The sequence below is a fragment of the Pseudomonas reactans genome (genome assembly GCF_013385825.1).
Classification (GTDB): Bacteria; Pseudomonadota; Gammaproteobacteria; order Pseudomonadales; family Pseudomonadaceae; genus Aquipseudomonas; species Aquipseudomonas reactans.
Genome location: NZ_JACAPG010000015.1, coordinates 1 through 19219, shown reverse-complemented (window position 1 = coordinate 19219; position 19219 = coordinate 1). Strand labels below are relative to the sequence as shown.

Annotated in this window: 18 protein-coding genes; 6 read left to right on the top strand and 12 right to left on the bottom strand. The window is 62.3% G+C overall.

Annotated features, from left to right (window positions below; genetic code table 11):
- The first annotated feature begins 2 nt into the window (after positions 1–2).
- Positions 3–962 (top strand): quinone oxidoreductase family protein, encoded by a 960-nt coding sequence (locus HX868_RS19570; protein ID WP_246355565.1) that lies wholly within the window; start codon positions 3–5, stop codon positions 960–962.
- On the opposite strand, the gene HX868_RS19565 is transcribed toward HX868_RS19570, so the two are convergent.
- A complete protein-coding gene (locus tag HX868_RS19565; RefSeq protein ID WP_177004084.1) occupies positions 943–2169 on the bottom strand; it encodes an MFS transporter in 1227 nt (408 codons plus the stop codon). The genes HX868_RS19570 and HX868_RS19565 overlap by 20 nt on opposite strands.
- Before the next feature lie 173 nt (positions 2170–2342).
- On the opposite strand from HX868_RS19565, the gene HX868_RS19560 reads away from it, so the two are divergent.
- Positions 2343–3635: an epoxide hydrolase family protein gene (locus HX868_RS19560; protein WP_177004083.1), complete on the top strand. Its 1293-nt coding sequence runs from the start codon at positions 2343–2345 to the stop codon at positions 3633–3635.
- Between the two features lie 7 nt (positions 3636–3642).
- On the opposite strand, the gene HX868_RS19555 is transcribed toward HX868_RS19560, so the two are convergent.
- Complete coding sequence (locus tag HX868_RS19555; RefSeq protein WP_177004082.1) at positions 3643–6513, bottom strand: winged helix-turn-helix domain-containing protein; 2871 nt, start codon at positions 6511–6513, stop codon at positions 3643–3645.
- A 90-nt stretch (positions 6514–6603) separates the two neighbouring features.
- Complete coding sequence (locus HX868_RS19550; RefSeq protein WP_177004081.1) at positions 6604–7812, bottom strand: MFS transporter; 1209 nt, start codon at positions 7810–7812, stop codon at positions 6604–6606.
- 105 nt (positions 7813–7917) lie between these two features.
- Here HX868_RS19550 and HX868_RS19545 point away from each other — a divergent pair, with 105 nt between their 5' ends.
- Positions 7918–8733 carry an AraC family transcriptional regulator gene (locus HX868_RS19545; RefSeq protein WP_177004080.1) on the top strand — a complete coding sequence of 272 codons (816 nt, stop codon included), beginning with the start codon at positions 7918–7920 and terminating at the stop codon, positions 8731–8733.
- Here HX868_RS19545 and HX868_RS19540 read toward each other — a convergent pair.
- The 6 genes from HX868_RS19540 to HX868_RS19515 form a co-directional block, all read right to left on the bottom strand.
- Positions 8719–10050: an ATP-binding protein gene (locus HX868_RS19540; protein ID WP_177004079.1), complete on the bottom strand. Its 1332-nt coding sequence runs from the start codon at positions 10048–10050 to the stop codon at positions 8719–8721. The genes HX868_RS19545 and HX868_RS19540 overlap by 15 nt on opposite strands.
- Positions 10047–10787 carry a response regulator gene (locus tag HX868_RS19535; RefSeq protein ID WP_095017572.1) on the bottom strand — a complete coding sequence of 247 codons (741 nt, stop codon included), beginning with the start codon at positions 10785–10787 and terminating at the stop codon, positions 10047–10049. Before HX868_RS19535 ends, HX868_RS19540 begins: the two co-directional genes overlap by 4 nt.
- Before the next feature lie 5 nt (positions 10788–10792).
- Positions 10793–12226, bottom strand: a complete 1434-nt coding sequence (locus HX868_RS19530; RefSeq protein ID WP_177004078.1) for a catalase — start codon at positions 12224–12226, stop codon at positions 10793–10795.
- Positions 12227–12322: 96 nt separating this feature from the next.
- Positions 12323–12739 (bottom strand): Ohr family peroxiredoxin, encoded by a 417-nt coding sequence (locus HX868_RS19525; protein ID WP_177004077.1) that lies wholly within the window; start codon positions 12737–12739, stop codon positions 12323–12325.
- A 37-nt stretch (positions 12740–12776) separates the two neighbouring features.
- On the bottom strand, positions 12777–13148 hold the full coding sequence (locus HX868_RS19520) for a hypothetical protein (RefSeq protein WP_177004076.1): 372 nt from the start codon (positions 13146–13148) through the stop codon (positions 12777–12779).
- Positions 13149–13227: 79 nt separating this feature from the next.
- Positions 13228–14007 carry a creatininase family protein gene (locus HX868_RS19515; RefSeq protein ID WP_177004075.1) on the bottom strand — a complete coding sequence of 260 codons (780 nt, stop codon included), beginning with the start codon at positions 14005–14007 and terminating at the stop codon, positions 13228–13230.
- A 226-nt stretch (positions 14008–14233) separates the two neighbouring features.
- Between HX868_RS19515 and HX868_RS19510 the strand changes: the two genes are divergently transcribed.
- On the top strand, positions 14234–15301 hold the full coding sequence (locus tag HX868_RS19510) for an AI-2E family transporter (protein WP_177004074.1): 1068 nt from the start codon (positions 14234–14236) through the stop codon (positions 15299–15301).
- A gap of 9 nt (positions 15302–15310) precedes the next feature.
- On the opposite strand, the gene HX868_RS19505 is transcribed toward HX868_RS19510, so the two are convergent.
- From HX868_RS19505 to HX868_RS19495, 3 genes are all read right to left on the bottom strand, one after another.
- On the bottom strand, positions 15311–15475 hold the full coding sequence (locus tag HX868_RS19505; protein ID WP_016980059.1) for a hypothetical protein: 165 nt from the start codon (positions 15473–15475) through the stop codon (positions 15311–15313).
- Positions 15476–15565: 90 nt separating this feature from the next.
- The gene (locus tag HX868_RS19500; protein WP_010211349.1) at positions 15566–15760 is read right to left on the bottom strand and encodes a hypothetical protein; all 195 of its coding nucleotides are present in this window, start codon (positions 15758–15760) and stop codon (positions 15566–15568) included.
- Positions 15761–15985: 225 nt separating this feature from the next.
- On the bottom strand, positions 15986–16360 hold the full coding sequence (locus tag HX868_RS19495) for a hypothetical protein (RefSeq protein WP_016980060.1): 375 nt from the start codon (positions 16358–16360) through the stop codon (positions 15986–15988).
- A gap of 156 nt (positions 16361–16516) precedes the next feature.
- On the opposite strand from HX868_RS19495, the gene HX868_RS19490 reads away from it, so the two are divergent.
- Both HX868_RS19490 and HX868_RS19485 read left to right on the top strand, forming a co-directional pair.
- Complete coding sequence (locus tag HX868_RS19490) at positions 16517–17335, top strand: shikimate 5-dehydrogenase (protein WP_177004073.1); 819 nt, start codon at positions 16517–16519, stop codon at positions 17333–17335.
- A 186-nt stretch (positions 17336–17521) separates the two neighbouring features.
- Positions 17522–18985 (top strand): DASS family sodium-coupled anion symporter, encoded by a 1464-nt coding sequence (locus tag HX868_RS19485; RefSeq protein WP_177004072.1) that lies wholly within the window; start codon positions 17522–17524, stop codon positions 18983–18985.
- Positions 18986–19219: the final 234 nt, after the last annotated feature.

Below are 19219 nucleotides of genomic sequence, written 5' to 3'. Positions count from 1 at the left end.
TGATGATCAACGCATTTGGCGGCCCAGAGGTCTTGGCCGTGCAAGAGGTTTCACTGGCCCGACCGGGGCCTGGGCAGGCACTGGTCCAGGTCATGGCTGCCGGAGTGAATTTCATGGATACCGGCGCGCGCCGGGGCCTTGGTGTCGCCAGCGCGTTGCCGCTGACGCTGGGTGCGGAGGGCGCGGGCGTGGTTGTGGCCACTGGCCCCGATGTGACTGAGGTAACACCTGGCGATCGGGTGGCCTGGTATTACGTGCCAGGCAGTTATGCGCAACAGGTGATCGCCCCGGTCAGCCAGTTGGTGCCGTTGCCCGATGATATCGGCTTCGAAACCGCCGCCGGCCTGATGATGCAAGGCCTCACCGCGAGCAATCTGGTGTTTGACGTGCACACCCTCCAAAAGGGTGATGTCGCGTTCATCCATGCGGCAGCGGGGGGCGTGGGGCTGTTGCTGACGCAGATGGTCAAGCTGCTCGGCGGTCAGGCGATTGGTCGGGTTTCGCATGCCGACAAAGTCGACAGCGTATTGGCCGCTGGCGCCGATTATGTGGTGATCGGGCGTGCCGGGCATATCGCCGGTCAGGTCGAGCGACTGGTTGGTAAACACGCGATAAATGTGGTGTACGACGGCACCGGTAACGAAGGTTTCAGCGAGTCGCTCAACCTGCTGGATTACTTCGGCACCTTGGCCCTGTTCGGTCCTTTCATGGACCCGATCGCGCCGATCGATATCTTTTCAATCCCGCGCAGTATCAAGCTGACCTACCCGGTCGTAATGCACCATGTGCGCAACCGCGAGACCTTGTTGGCGCGTGCGCAGCAGTTGTTCACCTGGGTGCGCACCGGGCGGCTCAACGTGAACATCGGCCAGCGTTATTCGTTGGCGCAGGCGCACCAGGCTCATCGGGATATCGAATCGCGCAGGAGCACGGGCAAGCTGATTATCTTGCCTCAGGAGTAGGCCGACGGCTGCGCCAGATCAGCAGGGCAGCCAGCAATTGGCTGCCCGTGTAGACGGTGAACAAATCCTGGGGGCGCCACTGGGCGTCGAGCAATACACCGGCGAACGTGGGCGAAACAATTGCGCCCAGCCTTCCCGTGGCCAGCACCAGGCCCACACCGCGAGTACGCTCGGGGGTGTCGAATGCCTGGGGCGCCAGCACGAACAGCGCGGCGATGGAGGCGTAGAGCAACAGCCCAGCCGTGAACCCCGTAGCAATCGCAAGCAGCGGTACGCGCGTGACCGTCACCATCAGCAGCATCAGCACGGCATTGAATAGCAGGCACATACTCAACAACCGGTGGCAGCCCCAGCGATTTGCTCCCAAGCCCAACAGTAAGGCGCCAAACATGCCACCGACCGTGAGCAACATGCCGCCGCTGATGCCATGGCGTGCGGAAAAACCGCTGTGAGTCAGCAGCATGGGGGTCCAGCTCATCACAAAATAAAACCCGAACATCAGCAAAAAGCACACGCAGGCCAACGCGCACGTGGATGGCCAGCGCCCGTGAAGGAACAGGCCGCGGTAGCCAAGACTTGAGTACTCGGCAGCCAGTACCACCCGCGAGTCGCACTCGCGCAGCCACAGCACTCCTGCCGTCCCGACCAACAATGTCAGGCCGCCCCCTGCCAGAAACACATAGCGCCAACCGAGACTGTCATTGAGCAGATGGGCCAGCACCCCACCCAAGGTGGCGCCCAGCGCAAAGGCCGCCGATTGCAGGGCAATCGACAGGCTGCGATGGGTAAGGGGGGCATATTCGTGGGTCAGTACATTGGCGCCGACCAGCACTGCGCCCACGCCGATCCCCGTGAGCAAACGCAGGCATAGCAGGGTGCAATAACCCTGGCTCCAGAAGCACAGCACCATGGTCACGCCACTGAGCATCAGGCTGGCCAGCAACACACGGCGCCGCCCATACCGGTTGGTCATCGGCGCTGCACACAACGAGCCGCAGGCCATGCCCACCAGGCTGGCGCTGAGCAGCAGGCCGACGTGCGCAGAACTCAATGACCACTGCGCCGCCACGCGGCTGGCGGTGAATGCCATGGCCATGGCGTCCAGGCCATCGATCACATTGAACAGCATGCACAACCCCACGACGGTCCATGCCGCCCGACGCGTCGAAATGCGTTGTGTGGCTGCGCTGATTGACTGACCACTCATCTGTTGCGGATCCCGTTTTTGTCAGGGGTGGATGGCAGCATCGGGCGGCCACGCTGGCAAGTCATACCAAGGTATCGACCGACACTTACGTGCAATCGTCTGACGTCGCCCTCGATGGTCTGATCGGCCTTGCACTGGCCACCCGGGCGCGGTGCCACGACAGGAGATTCATCATGCTTGCAGCTTCGTCCCTTTACCTGCGACTGCGCTGCCGGGCTTCGTTGCTCGGCCTGGCGCTGCTCGCCGGTAGCCAGGCCGCGTGGGCGGCGTCCGACGCCATCCGTCCGTACCGTATTCATGTTGAAGAAGCACAATTGACCGACCTGCATAAACGTATCGCCGCCACCCGCTGGCCCGACAAGGAAACCGTCAACGACAGCGCCCAGGGTGTGCAGTTGGCGCAGGTGCAGGCACTGGTCAAGTACTGGGGCAGTGGCTACGACTGGCGCAAGGCCGAGGCCAAGCTCAATGCGCTGCCTGAGTTCATCACCACCATCGACGGGGTCGACATCCAATTCATTCATGTGCGCTCGCGCAATCCGAACGCGCTGCCGCTGATTCTTACCCACGGGTGGCCGGGTTCTCAATTTGAATTCCTCAAGACCATCGGCCCGTTGACCGACCCGGTCGCCTACGGTGGCCGCATCGAAGATTCGTTCGACGTGGTGATTCCATCGATCCCAGGCCATGGTTTTTCCGGCAAGCCCACCGAACTGGGCTGGGGCCCGGACCGGGTCGCCAAGGCCTGGGATGTGCTGATGAAACGCCTGGGCTACAGCCATTACGTGTCCCAGGGCGGCGACCATGGCTCGGTGATCTCCGACGCGCTGGGCCGCCTGGCGCCCCCCGGTTTGCTCGGCATTCACCTGAATATGCCGGCCACCGTGCCGCCTGAATTGGTCAAGCCGATCAACAGTGGCGAACCGGCGCCCGCCACCCTCACCGAACCTGAGCGCACGGCCTACAACGCGCTGAGCACCTTTTTTGGGCGCAACGCGGCGTATGGCGCGATGATGGTCACCCGTCCACAAACCATTGGCTATCTGCTGGCCGACTCGCCGGCCGGTACGGCGGCCTGGATGTACGAGAAATTCGCCGCCTGGACCGACAGTGATGGCAAGCCCGAGCGTGTGCTCAGTCGCGATGAAATGCTCGATGACATCAGCCTGTATTGGTTGACCAACAGCGGCGCGGCGTCCTCGCGTTTCTACTGGGAAAACAACAACAATAACTTCAGCGCCGCGGCACAGAAGACCGACACTATCAAGGTTCCGGTCGGCATTACCGTGTTCCCCCACGAGATCTACCAGGCCCCGAAAACCTGGGCCCAGCGCGCCTATCCCTCGTTGTCCTACTACAGTCAGGTCAGCAAAGGCGGGCATTTCGCCGCCTGGGAACAGCCGCAACTGTTCAGCGAGGAACTGCGCGAAGCCTTCCGGCCATTGCGTTCGGCGGCCAAGCGCTGAGGCTTTTTTAGCTGTATTGCGCATCGTCCAGGCGTGCCTGTAGCAGGCGCAGGTCCTGGGTGTCGAAGCCCTCCGAAAACTGTTCGCGGTGTTGGCCCAGCAAACGCTGGGCCTCACTGCCGCGACCTTGCGCCTGCCACAGCGCGGCCAGGTCGATGGCGCTGCGCAACGCCCAACTGCGTGAACCTTGCTGCTGGCTCAGGCTCAACGACTCTTCCAGCAATGCCTCTGGCCGCCGGGGGTCGCCAGGTACTTGCGCCTTATGAATGCTGGCCTGGAGGCGCAGCAGTTCCGGGAGGGGGAAGGCATCGCCGCTGTGTCGGCAATGTTTGATGGTCGCCTCCACTTGTGCCAGGGCCTTTTCAAATTGCCCCTCCAGCATCAAGCCCTCGGCCAGTGCCATCTCGAAGGTGGTGGTCAGCAATTCGTAGCGCATGCCGTGCAGGCGAGCCAAGGTTTCCTCAAGGGCGGCGACAGCATTTCCGGGCTGGCCTGCGCGGATCGCGACCGCCGCGCTGAAGCCCATGGTCGCGGCGATATAGGGGCCGAAGGCGTTGGCCTCGGCAATGGACTTGAAGGTGTGCAGGCGCTCGGCGGCGGTGTCCAGGTCACCGGTCCAGATGTAAATCTGCAGGGTCCAGACCAGCGCAATGCAATAGGTCGTTGCATGGTCCAGTGTGGCGGCTTCGGTTTCGACCTGCCGGGCGCCGTGCCTGGCCTGGTCGGGAAAGCCCATCAGCCACAGGGTGCGCGCCAGGGCCAGGCCGGTGCGGTTGCGATGGTCGAAACCATAGTGAATGGTCAGGCTGCGCTGCGACGGCACGCTGTTGCGCAGAGAGTGTTCCAGCGCCTGGCGCGCCAACGCCTGATCCCCCAGCAGGTGATAACAGATTCCCGCGAGGGAGGCGGCCACGGCGATGGCTTCAGGTTTACCGATCACTGCGCCGATCTCCACGGCACGTTCGGCCCAGGCCAGGGACGCCTTAAAGTCACCAATGCGTTCGTAGAATATCTGCAAGCGTCCCAGCAGGCGCAGTTGCGAGCGATGCTCGCCGAGGCTGACGGCAATATCCAGGGCGCGTAACAGGGCTTTTTCCGCAGCGGCACTATTGCCTTTGGTAAACATCAGCACCAGGCCCAACGCGGCTTGCAGTTCCATTTCGGTGGGCGTGCCGAAATAGCCGAGTTCCAGTAACTCGGTGGCGCGTGTGCACCAGATGCGGCATTCCACCAGCAGGGAAAAATGCAGGAACAGTTGCGCACTCGCCGCCGCCAGTGGCAGTGCCAGGCCGGGATCGCCCTGGGGGCCGAAACTCCATTCCAGTGCGCTGCGGATATTGCCCAACTGGCAGCCCAACCGCGCGGAACTGGCGAAGATGGCATGGGGCGTGTCGCCCATGTGCTTGAGCTGTTCCATGTGGTGGGCCGCATGCCGGAAGGCCAGGGCGTGTACTTCTGAGGGGCCGCGCCCCTGGAGTTTTTCCCGCGCATAGGCGCGGGTCATTTCCAGCAAACGGTAAGAAGCCGTGGCGCTGCTGCGGTTCACGGTGACCAAACCCTTGGCGGCCAGATCATCCAGGGTGGCGGCGACGCTGATGGGGTCGATCCAGTCGTCAGCGGCGATGTGCGAGGCGGCCTCCAGGGAAAACGGGCCGACAAACACGGCCAGCCGATCGAACACCAGGCGTTCATTGGCCGAGAGCAGGTCATAACTCCAATCCAGCATCGCGCGCAGCGTCTGATGCCGTGGGAGCGCGGTCCGGCGACCGGCCCACCCCAGGGAAAACCGCTCGCCGAGCAGGGCGTGGGTGGCATGTACACCGTGCACCGCGACGCGCACGGCCGCCAACTCGATGGGCAGCGCCATGCCTTCCAGGCGTTGGCACATGTCGGCAATCAGGCGTGCATCGCCGGGTGCCAGGGCCAGCGCGGCGTTGCTGGAGCAGACGCGTTCGACAAACAGTTGCACGGCGGGAAATCCCAGCAGTTGTTCAACGCTCAAGTCCTGCAACTCGGTGGGAAAGGCCAGCGGGTCGAGCCGATACACATGCTCGCCGCGCGCCCGCAGGGGTTCGCGACTGGTGGCGAGAAGTGTCACGCCCGGAGCCACGTCCTGGATCTGTTCAACGATGGCGCAGACCGCATCGATCAGATGTTCGCAGTTGTCGAGGATCAGCAGCAACCGATGCGAATGCAGATGGGCGAGCAACACCCGCATCGGTTCTTCGGCCTGCACCGCAATGCCCAGTGAACTGGCGAGGGCGATGGGCACCAAGTGCGCATCCTCGACCTGGGCCAGGTCAACGAAGTGCACGGCGTCGCCCTCAGCACGGCGGTGGCCGGTTTCAACGGCCAGACTGGTTTTGCCCACACCACCGGGGCCAACGATGGTAAACAATGGGGTCTGCAACAGGCGTTCCATCACCAGGGCCACATCTGCGTCGCGACCGATCAGACTGGGGCGTTGCGGCAGGCGACCGACGCCGGTGGCCATAGGTTGGGGCGTGTACGGGGCAGGCTTGGTGGGGGCCGCGCGCTCAATCGGCGCGACGAATGCGTAGCCCACGCCAACTTGCGTGTTGATATAGCGCGCACCGTCGTCGCCATCGCCCAGAATGCGGCGTAGCCCGGTCATGTGAAACCGTAGGCTGCCTTCTTCGACGATGATGTCGGGCCATACCAGGTTGATCAATTCACGCTTGGACACCACCCGCCCGGGACGTTCGAGCAGGGCGATCAGCAGGTCAAGCGCGCGGCCACCGATGTCGAGCGGCGCGCCATCTTTTGTGAGCAAGCGTTTGCCCGGAACTACGCGGAAAGGGCCGAAGGCAAAATCCGGGCTCGCGGCCACATGCGGGTCGTCAGGGGCGGACTCCACGGTCAGTGCGCTCTCGAAAAAGATGGGAGGTATTCAAGGGGGTTGGCGCCCTGTGTCGGTCTGAGCATGATAGGAGATCCCGGCGTTCGTTCAAGTCCGTACAGCCTCAGCCGCGTGTAGCGCGTTGGTCTGCACAGGTTTGAGCATCGGCGTCAGGCACAGCATGAAGACCAGCACGGTAAACAGCATGGCGTAGGCCAAGTTGTAGTTGCCGGTGTGATCGCGTAATGCGCCGAAGCACAGCGGACCCAATGCAGCCACCAGGTAGCCGATAAACAGCATGAACACCGTCCATGCACCGGCCTGTGCAGGGGTGGTGGCATTGTCCAGCGGCAGCGTCATGCCCACGGTAAACGACATGCCCAGACCGATTGCCACCAGCAACACGTACAGGGTTGGCCAGGCTGTCGGTGAGAATGCCATGCCGGCGGTGCCCAGCAGCGCGATCAGCGTGCAGGCGGCCAGCAGGCCACGACGGTCATGGGCTTTGCCTGGGATCAGGCCGGCGCCCACGCTGGCGACCGCGAACACCGCAGTAAACAGCCCCAGCAAAGTGCCGGCTGGCAGATGGGTGACGGCCGTTTCGGTGGACGCCGGTGCCAGCCAGGCGAACAGGGCATAGACCACAAACTGGCTGGCACCGAAGTACAGCGCCACCAGCCACGCCTGGGAGTTGCGCCACGGCAGTCGGATCGACCGGGCCGGTGCTGGGGCCAGCCGAGGCGCACCGGCCGCGAAACGCCGGGCCATCCACACCCAGCTGATCACCGCCGTGACGCTCAACAGGCTCCATGCACCGGCGCCTACACGCCAGCTGTGGGCGAGTTCGGTGATGGGCGCGGTGAACAGCGCAGAAAGGGTGGCCCCGACACTCAAGCCTGCGGCATAAATACCCATGAAAAACGCCGGACGGTGGGCAAAGTGGGTTTTGATCCAGCCCCCCATCAACGCGCCGGCGATGGCGATGCCGACACTGATCACAAAGGTGTTCAGCAGCAGCAGCGCGGCATTCGGCGAGACCGCCCGCAACAGGCACGCGACGCCGATCAGCACCAGCGCCGCAATCATGCAGCGGTCTGACCCAAAGCGTCGGCTCAAGCCTGGCGCAAGCAGGGCGAGCACACCCATGCACACGTCCGGGATCGACGTCAGCAGCGCGGCCTGGGTAAAGCTCAACCCATACTGGTCCTGAATCAACAGCAGGATCGGCCCTATGGATACGATGGCGGGGCGCAGGGCGATGGACAGCACCAATAGGCCGAGGACGGCTGCCAGGCTGTGCTTGTCGGTGGAGGTCATGTCGACGGGCTCTTCGGGTCGTGGAAGTCGAACCGATCGTAGCAATGTGCAAGAATCGACAAATGCCAGCTTATATCGACAAAGTGACAATACGATGAGCCCACCATGAAGCAAGATGCCCGCGCCGTCGGTAAACCCGTCGAACTCAATGGACGCAGCGAGGACTACCTGGATTACCAGGACGTGCCCCGTGTGCTCATGGCCCTTGTGCGCAACCAGGCGGCCGGCGCCTATAACGCGTCGCACACCCACCGCCACGGCCAGTTGCTGTATGCGGTCAGTGGGGTGATGCGCGCCGTTGCCCAGGGCAGCCTGTGGTTCTTGCCACCCAAACGGGCACTGTGGATTCCCGCCGAAGAAGAACACGATCAACTGATGCTGACGCCGGTGCAGATGCGCTCGATCTATATCCAGGCCGACGCGGCCGCCGGTTTCGGTGACCGGTGCCGGATCGTCGATGTTTCGCTGCTGTTGCGTGAGCTGATTCTGGTGCTGGCCAATGAGCCGATCGAGTACGAACTTGAAGGTCGCAATAGCCACGTGGTGGCGCTGATCCTCAGCGAACTGGCCGCCGCGCGCACCTTGCCGTTGCAGATCCCGTGGCCGGTCGACCGCCGACTGCTGATGGTGTGCCGCGCGATACTTGAAACACCTGGGCAAACCCACACGGTGGCGTATTGGGCTGACCAGGTCGGCGCCAGTTCACGCACGCTGATCCGCTTGTTTCTCAAGGAGACCGGCCTGACCTACCGCCAGTGGGTGCAGCAGGTGCGTCTGGCCTGTGCCCTGGAACGACTGGAGAATGGCGAGCCCATCGGCCGGATCGCCCAGGAGCTGGGCTATGTGAGCGCCAGTGCCTTCAGTGCGATGTTTCGCCGCGCGATCGGCGTTTCACCGCGCGACTTTCTAGTCCGCGACTGACGGCATGGGTGACTGGCAGCGAGGCAGCAGCAACTGCGCGCACAACCCACCGCCCTCGCGGTTATACAGGGTCAGGCCGCCTTGCAGGCTGTGCGCCAGTTGCTGCGCGATGGCCAGGCCCAGCCCGGTGCCGCCGGTGGTGCGGTTGCGTGAGCTTTCGACGCGATAGAACGGCTTGACCACGTCGGGCAGTTGCGCCTCGGGAATGCCGGGGCCACGGTCAAGGATCTGGATCGACAGATGCGCGTCGGCGTGCTGCTCGACGTTGACCGTGACGTCGCTGCCGAACTTCAACGCGTTGTCCACCAGATTCACCAGCACCCGGCGCAGTGCGTGGGGGCGGGTGTCGATCACGGTGCCGGTGGGCGCGGTGAGCACCACCTGTTTGCCGACGTCCTGATAGTCGAACACCAGGCTGTCTAGAAACGAGTGCAGGTCGACCCGGCGACTGGCCTCGACGGTGCCGTCCATGCTGCGTGCGTAGGCCACGCCTTCCTGGACCAGGTGCTGCATTTCACTGAGGTCATTCCAGAGTTTTTCCCGCTCCACCGACTCCTCCATGAGCTCGGCACGCAGTTTCATGCGCGTGATCGGGGTTTGCAGGTCGTGGGAAATAGCCGCGAGCAGTTGCATGCGTTCCTTGATGTGGGTGGCGATGCGTTCCTGCAGGGTATTGAAGGCCACGGCCGCGTAGGCCACCTCGGTGGGGCCGTTCTCATCCAGGCGCGCGCCGCCGCCGTTTGGGTCCAGGCGGTCGACCGCATTGGCCAGGCGCGTCAGCGGCTCAATCGCGGTGCGCACGGCCAGCAGGGTGCAGCCGAGCAGCAGCAACAGCTGCACCCCCAGTAACAGCGGCAGCCAGGGTGACAGCGGTGAGACTTGTGGGCGCACATCAATGCTCAGTGGCGTGCCATCGTGCAGGCGCAAGTGCGCCTGATAATGCGGGCGTTTGTCGGGGATGGTATTGAAAGTCAGGCTGTAGTCCTGGCCCAGGGTGGCCACCATCGAGTGCACCGAGGCCGGTGCGGTGGCCATGTCCATCGGCTGGCCAGGCTGGCCTTCATCCAGTTGGTAGCGATAGGTGGCATGTTCGAAGCGCGGCAGCCAGGCTTGACGCTCTTCGGCGGGCAGGCGTTCGAGCATGGCCACCGAGGTGCTGATGTCCTGTTCGAAATTGCCCAGCATCAGCGACATGGCGCTCTGGTAACGCTCATAAAACTGCAGCCCGAAGGAAAGCCCGTGGGCGATCACCAGGCTGGTCAGAAAGATCAGCGTCAGGCGCGAGGCCAGGGAGCGCGGCCAGCGCAGCCGTTTCACGAAGCTTCTCCCAGGATTTCCACCGGGTAGGTGAACACATAGCCTTCGCTGCGCACCGTCTTGACGTAGGCAGGGTCGCGCGCGTCATCCAGCAGGCGCTGGCGCAGGCGGCTGACCAGCAAGTCGATGGAGCGGTCGAACAGGTCGGCATCGCGGCCCTGGGTGAGATTGAGCAATTGATCGCGGCTCAGTACACGCTGGGGGTGGTCGACAAAGACCCGCAACAGGCGGTATTCGCCGCCGCTCAGGTTGACGATGGTGCCCTGGGCGTCCATCAGGTGGCGTGCGGTGGTATCCAGCCGCCATTTGCCGAAGGCCACCAGGCGGCTGGCCTCGCTGACGATCAGGTTGGGCGGCAGCGAGCGAGTGCGGCGCAATACGGCGTTGATGCGCGCCAGCAGCTCGCGGGCGGCGAAGGGTTTGACCAGGTAATCATCGGCGCCCATTTCCAGGCCGATGATGCGGTCGGTTTCGTCGTTGCGTGCGGTCAGCATCAGGATCGGCGTGGCTTTGTGTTTGCCCGCGCGCAGCTCGCGGCACAGCACCAGCCCATCGTCGCCCGGCATCATGATGTCGAGCACGATCAGGTCCACCGCCGTGGCATCGAGCAAGGTGCGCATTTGCCGACCGTCCGAGGCCACCGTGGTACGCAAGCCGTTTTTCTTCAGGTAATTGCCGACGAGTTCGCGGATCTCACGATCGTCGTCGACAATCATAATGTGATCGATATGGTCCATCTGGCTCACCCTAAGAGTTCGATGGCGCGGGCAACACCCGCGCCATAGGCAGGATCGGCTTGCGTGCAGTGCTGGATGTGGCGCGCTTTGGCCTGGGGGCTGGCGCCCTGGATCGAACGCGCGGTGTTGGCGAACAAGGCCTGTTGCTGGGTGGCGCTCATCAAGCGGAATAGGGCGACGGGTTGGGAAAAATAGTCCGTGTCTTCCCGATGGTTCCAATGCGCAGCGCTGCCTTGCAGGGCCAGCGGTGGCTCGCGAAAGTCGGGTTGCTCCACCCATTGCGCGTGGCTGTTGGGTTCGTAGCCGAGGGTGCTGCCGGCATTGCCGTCGGTGCGCATCTGCCCGTCGCGGTGGTAGCTGTTGACCGGGCAACGCGGGGCGTTCACCGGGATCTGATGGTGGTTCACGCCGACGCGGTAGCGCTGCGCATCGCCATAGGCGAACAGGCGCGCCTGCAGCATCTTATCCGGCGAAAAGCTGATGCCCGGCACCACGTTGGCGGGATTGAAAGCGGCTTGTTCGACGTCGGCGAAGTAGTTGTCGGGGTTGCGATTGAGCTCCAGGACGCCCACTTCGATCAGTGGGTAGTCCTGATGCGGCCAGACTTTGGTCAGGTCGAACGGGTTGATCGCATAAGTGCCGGCATCCGCCTCCGGCATGATTTGCACGTGGAGCGTCCATTGCGGGAAGCGGCCCTCTTCGATGCTGGTGTACAGGTCGCGCTGGGCGCTTTCACGGTCGTCGCCGGCCACTTGGCTGGCCTGCTCGTCGGTGAGGTTGTGGATGCCTTGCGCGGTTTTCCAGGTGAATTTCACCCAGAAACGCTCGTTGGCCGCGCTGATAAAGCTGAAGGTGTGGCTGCCAAAACCATGCATGTGCCGATAGGACTGCGGCAACCCTCGGTCGCTCATCACAATCGTGACTTGGTGCAGGGCTTCGGGCAGCAGGGTCCAGAAATCCCAGTTGTTGCGCGCGCTGCGCATGTGGGTGCGCGGGTCACGTTTGACGGCGTGGTTGAGGTCGGGAAATTTCAACGGGTCGCGTAGGAAAAACACCGGGGTGTTGTTGCCCACCAGGTCCCAGTTGCCTTGCTCGGTGTAGAACTTGATGGCGAAACCACGGATGTCCCGCTCGGCATCGGCGGCGCCGCGCTCGCCGGCCACGGTGGAAAAACGCACGAAGATATCCGTGGTCTTGCCCACGTGGGAAAACAGGTCGGCCTTGGTGAACCGGGTGATGTCCTGGGTGACGGTAAACCGGCCGAACGCGCCGGAGCCCTTGGCGTGCATGCGGCGCTCGGGGATGACTTCACGGTCGAAGTGCGCCAGTTTTTCCAGCAGCCAGACGTCCTGCAACAACACAGGGCCGCGGGGGCCGGCGGTTTGCGAATGGTTGTTGTCGACCACGGGTGCGCCGGCGGCTGTCGTCAGTTTTTTCATGCTCAAGTCCCCTTGTTTCTGATTGTTGTGTCAGGGAGCATCAAACCAGACCCCTCAGGGCACCGCGATTGCACGTAGGTATCGAGTCACTGAACCTCAGTTCAGGGTGAAGCTGACGTCGATGTTGCGGTGTGTGGCTTTGGAGTAGGGGCAGTTCTGGTGGGCCGCTTCAATCAATTGCCGGGCTACCTCGGGTTCTATCTCGGGCAATGAAACGCTGAGGTGTGCCTGCAAGAAAAAACCCTGTGCGCCGTGCAGCAGGTCGACCTGGGCATCAATCGCCGCCGTGGCCGGAAACAGGATTTTCCGGGCATTGCAGGCATGGCGCAGCGCGGCCAGGAGTGACGCTGACCAGCACACCGCAAACAGTTGCTCGGGGTTGGTGCCGCTCCCCGGAGCACCGGGCGGGGAGAGCTTGATATCCAGCCGGCCATCCTCGCTACGCCCTGCGCCCTCTCGACCGCCTGTGGTAGCGGTGTGGCCGGAATACAGAATTTTTTCGATGCTCAGCATGGGCATTTCCTGGGAAGAATCGACGGCAGTGGGAAAGTCAAATTGCCCACTGGATAGATGGCGAATTCAGCAGAGGGGTGACGTTGGTGGACGGCAGATATCCCAACAGCGTCGTACGGGCGATCTCCAGCAACCAGGCTCGGAACGGCGTGGCAGCGTCGTAGCCTGCGGCATTTTCCAGCACGGCCAGGAAGGCTTCACGTACCAGGTACTGGATGTTTTCATGGCGAATGCGCCCGGCCTGTGCCTGGCCCTCATAAAAAGCCACCAACAACGGTGAGACGTTGCCCGAGAGCCGCCGCACGGCGCCTCGGTCACTGTTGAGCACATGCACCATCAATGTGCACAGCCTTTCATTGCCGAGACGGCCCACCTTGCACAGGCAATTGCCGCGATACCCTTCGGTCATGGTTGCATCCCTCTTGAATGCTGACGGTGGTGAGATTCAAGAGTGATGCCTGGCCGCGTTGGCCACCAGTTAGGCGGTGTTAGCAGTTGTTAGTCGAGGCGCTGACCGGGCCGAGCGGTGTTGATTCGTGGCTGAATGCCTCCAGCTCGCGTACCAGGCTTTCGGCCGCCAGCCTGACCAGCTCACCGCCTTTTTCCGGCGTCGCTTGGCCAGGGTCAGAGCCCATGCGGCCGTCCGGGAAGCGTGCGCGGAAGTCATGGGCCTCGCGAATCGGCCCGGAATTGGCGATTTGCGGCGAATAGGTCGCCGACTTGATCGCGTCCGGGTAGGCCCATTGAGTCACCGCAATCTCCGACGGCGTGGCGTGGATCCCGTGGCCGGTGGGAAACTGTCGGTTGGCCAGTGCGCCAACGCCTTCCAGGTCCCACCAGTTGCTCAGTTTCAAGGCGAACCCGGCAGGCTGCCTGGCGAAACTGGCGCGGGCATACAGTTGCGAAAAGGCCGCTTCGATCGAGGCAATATTACCGCCATGGCCATTGAGGAAGAGGATCTTCTCGAAGCCGTGGGCAACCAGGGAAAGCACCCAGTCCTCAATGGCCGCGATAAACGTCGACGGGCGCAACGTGATGGTGCCGGCAAAGCCCAGGTGATGCTGGGCCATGCCGATATTGAAGGTGGGGCCGATCAGGATATCCGCCGTTTCCTGTGCCTGGTGGGCAATGATCTGCGGACACATCCAATCGGTGCCCAGCAGGCCAATGGGTCCGTGCTGCTCGTTGGAGCCGATGGGAATCACAATGGTGCGGCTGCGTTCAAGAAATTGCTCGATTTCAGCCCAGGTGGACATGTGTAAAAGCATGATGGCCTCTCTGTTCGACAGAGCCCCGTTGGGAGCGTGATGGAGTATCGCAAGTGCACGCCAATCTCATCACGGGGCAGGGGCAGCGGACATTGCACGATGGTGTCGATCCACACGCTGTGGGCGGGTCTATGCTTGTTCAATAACCGAGGGCACTCCCAGGTTTCGCTGCGGACTAAGCAACAGGGCCTACAAGGGACCTCTGCTTTTCTGACATGGACCGGACATGAATCAAACCAACCTGCAATTCAAGACCTTGCTGTTACTGCTGGGCCTGGTGACCATCGCGTTTATCTGGATATTGCTGCCGTTCTACGGCGCGGTGTTCTGGGCGGTGATCCTCGGCATCATCTTTGCCCCGATGCAGCGGCGCCTGCAGCAGCGTTTTGGCTGGAACCGCAACCTCACTTCCCTGGCCACCTTGAGTGCCTGCCTGATCATCGCGATCCTGCCGGTGATCATCACCAGTGCCTTGCTGGTGCAGGAGGGCGCGACGCTTTACAAGAACATCGAAAGCGGCAAGCTGGACGTGGCGGGGTATATCGAGCAGTTCAAGAATGTGTTGCCGCCGTACTTCCAGCACCTGCTGGACCGTTTCGGCATGGGCAACCTGGAAGGCTTGCGCGAGAAGATCGTCAAGAGCGCGATGCAGGGTAGCCAGTTCTTTGCCACCCAGGCGTTCAGCTTTGGCCAGGGCACGTTTGATTTCCTGGTGAGCTTTTTCATCATGCTGTACCTGCTGTATTTCCTGCTGCGCGACGGCCCGGAGCTGGTGCGCAAGGTGCGCATAGCGGTGCCGTTGGCCGAGCCGCAGAAGCGCCGGTTGCAGCTCAAGTTCAATCGGGTGGTGCGGGCCACGGTCAAGGGCAATGTGCTGGTGGCCGTGACACAGGGTGCGCTCGGCGGGCTTATCTTCTGGTTCCTGGATATTCCCAGTGCATTGCTCTGGGCGGTACTGATGGCGTTTCTGTCGCTGTTGCCGGCGGTGGGCGCGGGGATTGTGTGGGGGCCGGTGGCCGCCTACTTCCTGTTGAGCGGCGCCATCTGGCAAGGCGTGGTGCTGGCGCTGTTTGGGGTGTTTGTGATCGGCCTGGTGGACAACGTGCTGCGCCCGATTCTGGTGGGCAAGGACACCAAAATGCCCGATTACCTGATCCTGATCTCGACCTTGGGCGGTTTGTCGGTGTTTGGCTTGAACGGCTTTGTGATCGGGCCGCTGGTGGCGGCGTTGTTCATGTCCAGTTGGGCGTTGTTTGTGGAAAGCAAGCCGCGAGTCAAGCTGCCATTGCCCTAAAAAGCAGCTTCAAGCTTCGAGCTTGAGGCTTGCCGCTGCTTCTCGGCTGCTCTTGAAAGGACCGCTGATGGCTTCGCCGTCGCGTACCAGGTACCAGCAGGCGAGCAAACCCAGCTTGCGAAGCGGGGCGGGAACGGCGCTGCCGATGACGGACATGATCTGAATAGTGGGCATAAGGACCTCCAATCGCTATGGGGTCACTGTACGGGGCAGGCTGGCGTAGCAAAAATCACCCGTCTCGATAGTCGTCATCGACGCGAGACGTCAGTCCACCACTTGATCGAGCATGTTCACCACTTCCTGTTCACTGAGCAGGCCCTTGCGCACCAGGTTTTCCGCCAGCAGCGCAAGGAATTTAGCGCTACGGTGGCCTTCCAGGTGCTTGAGTTCGGTGAGGGCGCTGTAGACCTTGCTGGACGTACAAAGGCCAGCGGTGCGGTGCGGGTTTTGCGTGGGCATGGTCAGTCGTCCTTGTTGTTATTGGGTGGACAGGATCGATAGTGGAAGTAAGGTGTGACACAAACATGACAGCGCGAGGCCCGATTGGGCAAGTAGACATTGGCTTCGATGATGTGCGATTTCGCGCCGGGCATTGTCCTCAGAGCGACCTTGACGCCCTGAATCCGGACTTTTCAGACAAAAAAAGGCCCCGCAATCCTGCGAGGCCTGTTTCAGACGATTCGGTTACCAGCCGCGGCCGTAATAGCCGTGAGGAGGGCCGTAGTAGCCGCGCGGTGGACCGTAATAGCCACGCGGTGGGCCGTAGTAGACCGGTGCCGGGCGGTAATACACCTGTTGCTGCACATACACCGGTGGCGGCGGTGCGTAGTAGACCGGCGGCGGCGCGGCATATACCGGCTGCGGTTGCACATACACCGGCTGCTGCACGTAGACCTCACGCGGCTGGCTGGCAACCACGGAGCCCACGACGGCTGCACCGACTAAAGCACCCAATACGGCCGGGCCACCCCAACCACCACCGTGGGCGGAGGCTTGGCCTGCCATCGCGAGTGCGCCAACCAGCAAGGCGATCTTGGGGATTGTACGAATCATGGTCATTCCTCGGTTAGCCCCAGCGCTTGTGGTCTGCAATCAATAGACTCAAGTAATGTCGCGGGGATACTTTTAAGACAACGTATTTCTGAAAAACAGCACAGCCGCTAGGTAAAGGTTGTGTAAGGTCTGTACCCAATTGCTTACTCAAAGGAGTTACCCATGCAGATGCACCCCAACAAGGACACCCAACTGTGCATGTCTCTGTCGGCGCGCCCCGGGAATTTCGGCCTGCGGTTTCATAACCACCTGTACGAACAGCTGGGTCTGAATTTCTACTATAAAGCCTTCAGCAGCCAGGATTTGCCCGGCGCGATCGGTGGTATCCGCGCGTTGGGCGTGCGGGGTTGCGGGGTTTCCATGCCGTTCAAGGAAGCTGCCATTGCCTTAGTGGACGAACTCGACGATTCGGTTCAGGCCATCGACTCCCTGAACACCATCGTCAACACCGACGGGCATCTCAAGGCCTACAACACCGACTACATTGCCATCGAACAGTTGCTGAAAAAGCACGCAGTGCCCAAGGAATCGACCTTCGCCCTGCGCGGTAGCGGCGGCATGGCCAAGGCCGTGGCCAGTGCCTTGCGGGATGGCGGCTATACCAATGGCGTGATTGTGGCGCGCAACGAAAGCGCAGGCCGCGCACTGGCGCAGAACCTGGGGTATGAGTGGTTGGCCGAACTGGGTGACCTGCGCCCGCAGATGCTGATCAACGTGACGCCCATTGGCATGACTGGCGGGGCTGAGGCCGATGCGTTGGCATTCGACGCTGAAGCGGTGGATTGTGCCGAAACGGTATTCGATGTGGTGGCGATCCCCGCCGAAACACCGCTTATCCTGCGTGGTCGCGCCAAGGGGAAACGGGTAATTACCGGGTTGGAAGTGATCGCCATCCAGGCCCTGGAGCAATTTGTGCTCTACACCGGCGTGCGCCCGACCCCTGAGCAGTTCGAGAAAGCCGTGGCCTTTGCCCGTGCCTGACGCCTCACGGTACCCAAGTAGCGTAAGGCTCCCGGACGACGCGTTGCTGGCCTTGCAGGGCAGGGCGCCGGAACTGAGCCTGGCAAGTTGCGCGCCGTGTTGAGTCAGTTGTTGGCCTAGGTCAACACGCCGCAGGTGGTTTTGCCCCATGCTCCAAGGCTCTGATTTAGAGCCTTGGAGCACCCCATGAGCGCGGCATCCTTCAAATTACCCCTGGGCCTGGTGGTCGCCGTGCTGGTGATGACCGGGGTGCTGCTGTTGCCGCTGCCCGCCGACTTGCCGGTGGCCGGGCACCGCATGCTGGCAATCCTCGCGTTTGCCGTGGTGGTGTGGATCACCGAAGCGGTGTCGTACGAAGCCAGCGCGATCATGATCACGTCGCTGATGGCCTTTCTGCTCGGCACGGCACCGTCGCTGCAAGACCCTACCCATTTGATCGGCAGCAGCCCGGCCATCAGCATGGCGCTCACCGGTTTCTCCAACCCGGCGCTGGCGCTGGTGGCTGGCGCATTGTTTATCGCCGCCGCCATGACCCACACCGGCCTGGACCGACGCATCGCCCTGGTCACCCTGAGCCGCGTCGGCACCAGCACCCGGCGCATCCTGCTGGGGGCAATTGCGGTGACTATTTTGCTCAGCCTGGTGGTGCCCAGCGCCACGGCGCGCAGTGCCTGCGTGGTGCCGATCATGATGGGCGTGATCGCCACGTTCGGCGTGGACAAGCGCTCGAACATCGCCGCCGGCATCATGATCGTGGTGGCCCAAGGCACCAGCATCTGGAACGTCGGCATCCAGACCGCCGCCGCGCAGAACCTGCTGACCGTCGGCTTCATGGACAAGATGCTCGGCCAGCGCGTGTCGTGGATCGACTGGCTGATCGCGGGGGCGCCGTGGGCGTTGATCATGTCGGCGGTGTTGCTGTTCCTGGTGCTTAAATTGCTGCCGCCGGAGAGCGACAGCATTCCCGGTGGCAAAGAAGCGGTGGCGCAATCGCTGGTAGATATCGGGCCGATGACCGGGCCGCAGAAGCGCCTGTTGACGGTGTCGGTGATGTTGCTGCTGGCCTGGGCCACGGAAGGGCGTTTGCACAGTTTTGATACCACCTCGACCACGTACGCGGGGTTGGTGTTGCTGTTGCTGCCGGGTATCGGCGTGATGACCTGGAAGGATGTGCAGTCGCGGATTCCGTGGGGCACGGTGATTGTGTTCGGGGTGGGTATCAGCCTGGGGACGGCGCTGTTGACCACCCAGGCGGGGCAGTGGTTGGGGGCTGCGGTAGTGGCTCACACGGGGTTGGATCAGGTGGGGCCGCTGGGGGTGTTTGCGATTCTGGGGGCGTTTTTGATCGTGATTCATTTGGGGTTTGCCAGTGCCACGGCGTTGACCTCGGCGCTGCTGCCGATTTTGATTGCGGTGTTGCAGACGTTGCCGGGGGAGTTCAGTCGGCTGGGGATGACGATGCTGTTGGGGTTTGTGATGAGCTATGGGTTTATTCTGCCGATCAATGCGCCGCAGAATATGGTGTGTCTGGGGACGGGGACGTTTACGGCGCGGCAGTTTGCCAAGGTGGGGGTTTTGGTGACGCTTGTTGGTTATTTGTTGATGTTGGTGTTTGCGGTGACTTACTGGAGTTGGTTGGGTTGGGTTTGATTGGGTTGGGTTGGGTGTATATCCGTTATTTGGGTGATGGCGGGTATTGGTTCCGCCCTTACGGCGGGTCACTTTTGGAAAAGAGCCCCAAAAGTAACCAAAAGGGCTCTTGCCCCAACACTCGGCACCTCGCCTAGGCTCGGTGTGCCCGTAATCCGACAGTGATTTGGGGGGCCGCCGCCACGCGCCATCCATGGCGCGGGGCGGCTAAACCGGCATCCCTGCCGGTTTACC

What these genes read in the sequence shown, in the direction of transcription:
- HX868_RS19515 (WP_177004075.1), bottom strand. Translation starts at nt 14,007, where the DNA reads ATGCTTTTACACATGTCCACCTGGGCTGAAATCGAGCAATTTCTTGAA.
- HX868_RS19545 (WP_177004080.1), top strand. Translation starts at nt 7,918, where the DNA reads ATGAAGCAAGATGCCCGCGCCGTCGGTAAACCCGTCGAACTCAATGGA.
- HX868_RS19485 (WP_177004072.1), top strand. Translation starts at nt 17,522, where the DNA reads ATGAGCGCGGCATCCTTCAAATTACCCCTGGGCCTGGTGGTCGCCGTG.
- HX868_RS19535 (WP_095017572.1), bottom strand. Translation starts at nt 10,787, where the DNA reads ATGGACCATATCGATCACATTATGATTGTCGACGACGATCGTGAGATC.
- HX868_RS19530 (WP_177004078.1), bottom strand. Translation starts at nt 12,226, where the DNA reads ATGAAAAAACTGACGACAGCCGCCGGCGCACCCGTGGTCGACAACAAC.
- HX868_RS19560 (WP_177004083.1), top strand. Translation starts at nt 2,343, where the DNA reads ATGCTTGCAGCTTCGTCCCTTTACCTGCGACTGCGCTGCCGGGCTTCG.
- HX868_RS19550 (WP_177004081.1), bottom strand. Translation starts at nt 7,812, where the DNA reads ATGACCTCCACCGACAAGCACAGCCTGGCAGCCGTCCTCGGCCTATTG.
- HX868_RS19570 (WP_246355565.1), top strand. Translation starts at nt 3, where the DNA reads ATGATCAACGCATTTGGCGGCCCAGAGGTCTTGGCCGTGCAAGAGGTT.
- HX868_RS19510 (WP_177004074.1), top strand. Translation starts at nt 14,234, where the DNA reads ATGAATCAAACCAACCTGCAATTCAAGACCTTGCTGTTACTGCTGGGC.
- HX868_RS19500 (WP_010211349.1), bottom strand. Translation starts at nt 15,760, where the DNA reads ATGCCCACGCAAAACCCGCACCGCACCGCTGGCCTTTGTACGTCCAGC.
- HX868_RS19490 (WP_177004073.1), top strand. Translation starts at nt 16,517, where the DNA reads ATGCAGATGCACCCCAACAAGGACACCCAACTGTGCATGTCTCTGTCG.
- HX868_RS19495 (WP_016980060.1), bottom strand. Translation starts at nt 16,360, where the DNA reads ATGACCATGATTCGTACAATCCCCAAGATCGCCTTGCTGGTTGGCGCA.
- HX868_RS19525 (WP_177004077.1), bottom strand. Translation starts at nt 12,739, where the DNA reads ATGCTGAGCATCGAAAAAATTCTGTATTCCGGCCACACCGCTACCACA.
- HX868_RS19565 (WP_177004084.1), bottom strand. Translation starts at nt 2,169, where the DNA reads ATGAGTGGTCAGTCAATCAGCGCAGCCACACAACGCATTTCGACGCGT.
- HX868_RS19505 (WP_016980059.1), bottom strand. Translation starts at nt 15,475, where the DNA reads ATGCCCACTATTCAGATCATGTCCGTCATCGGCAGCGCCGTTCCCGCC.
- HX868_RS19520 (WP_177004076.1), bottom strand. Translation starts at nt 13,148, where the DNA reads ATGACCGAAGGGTATCGCGGCAATTGCCTGTGCAAGGTGGGCCGTCTC.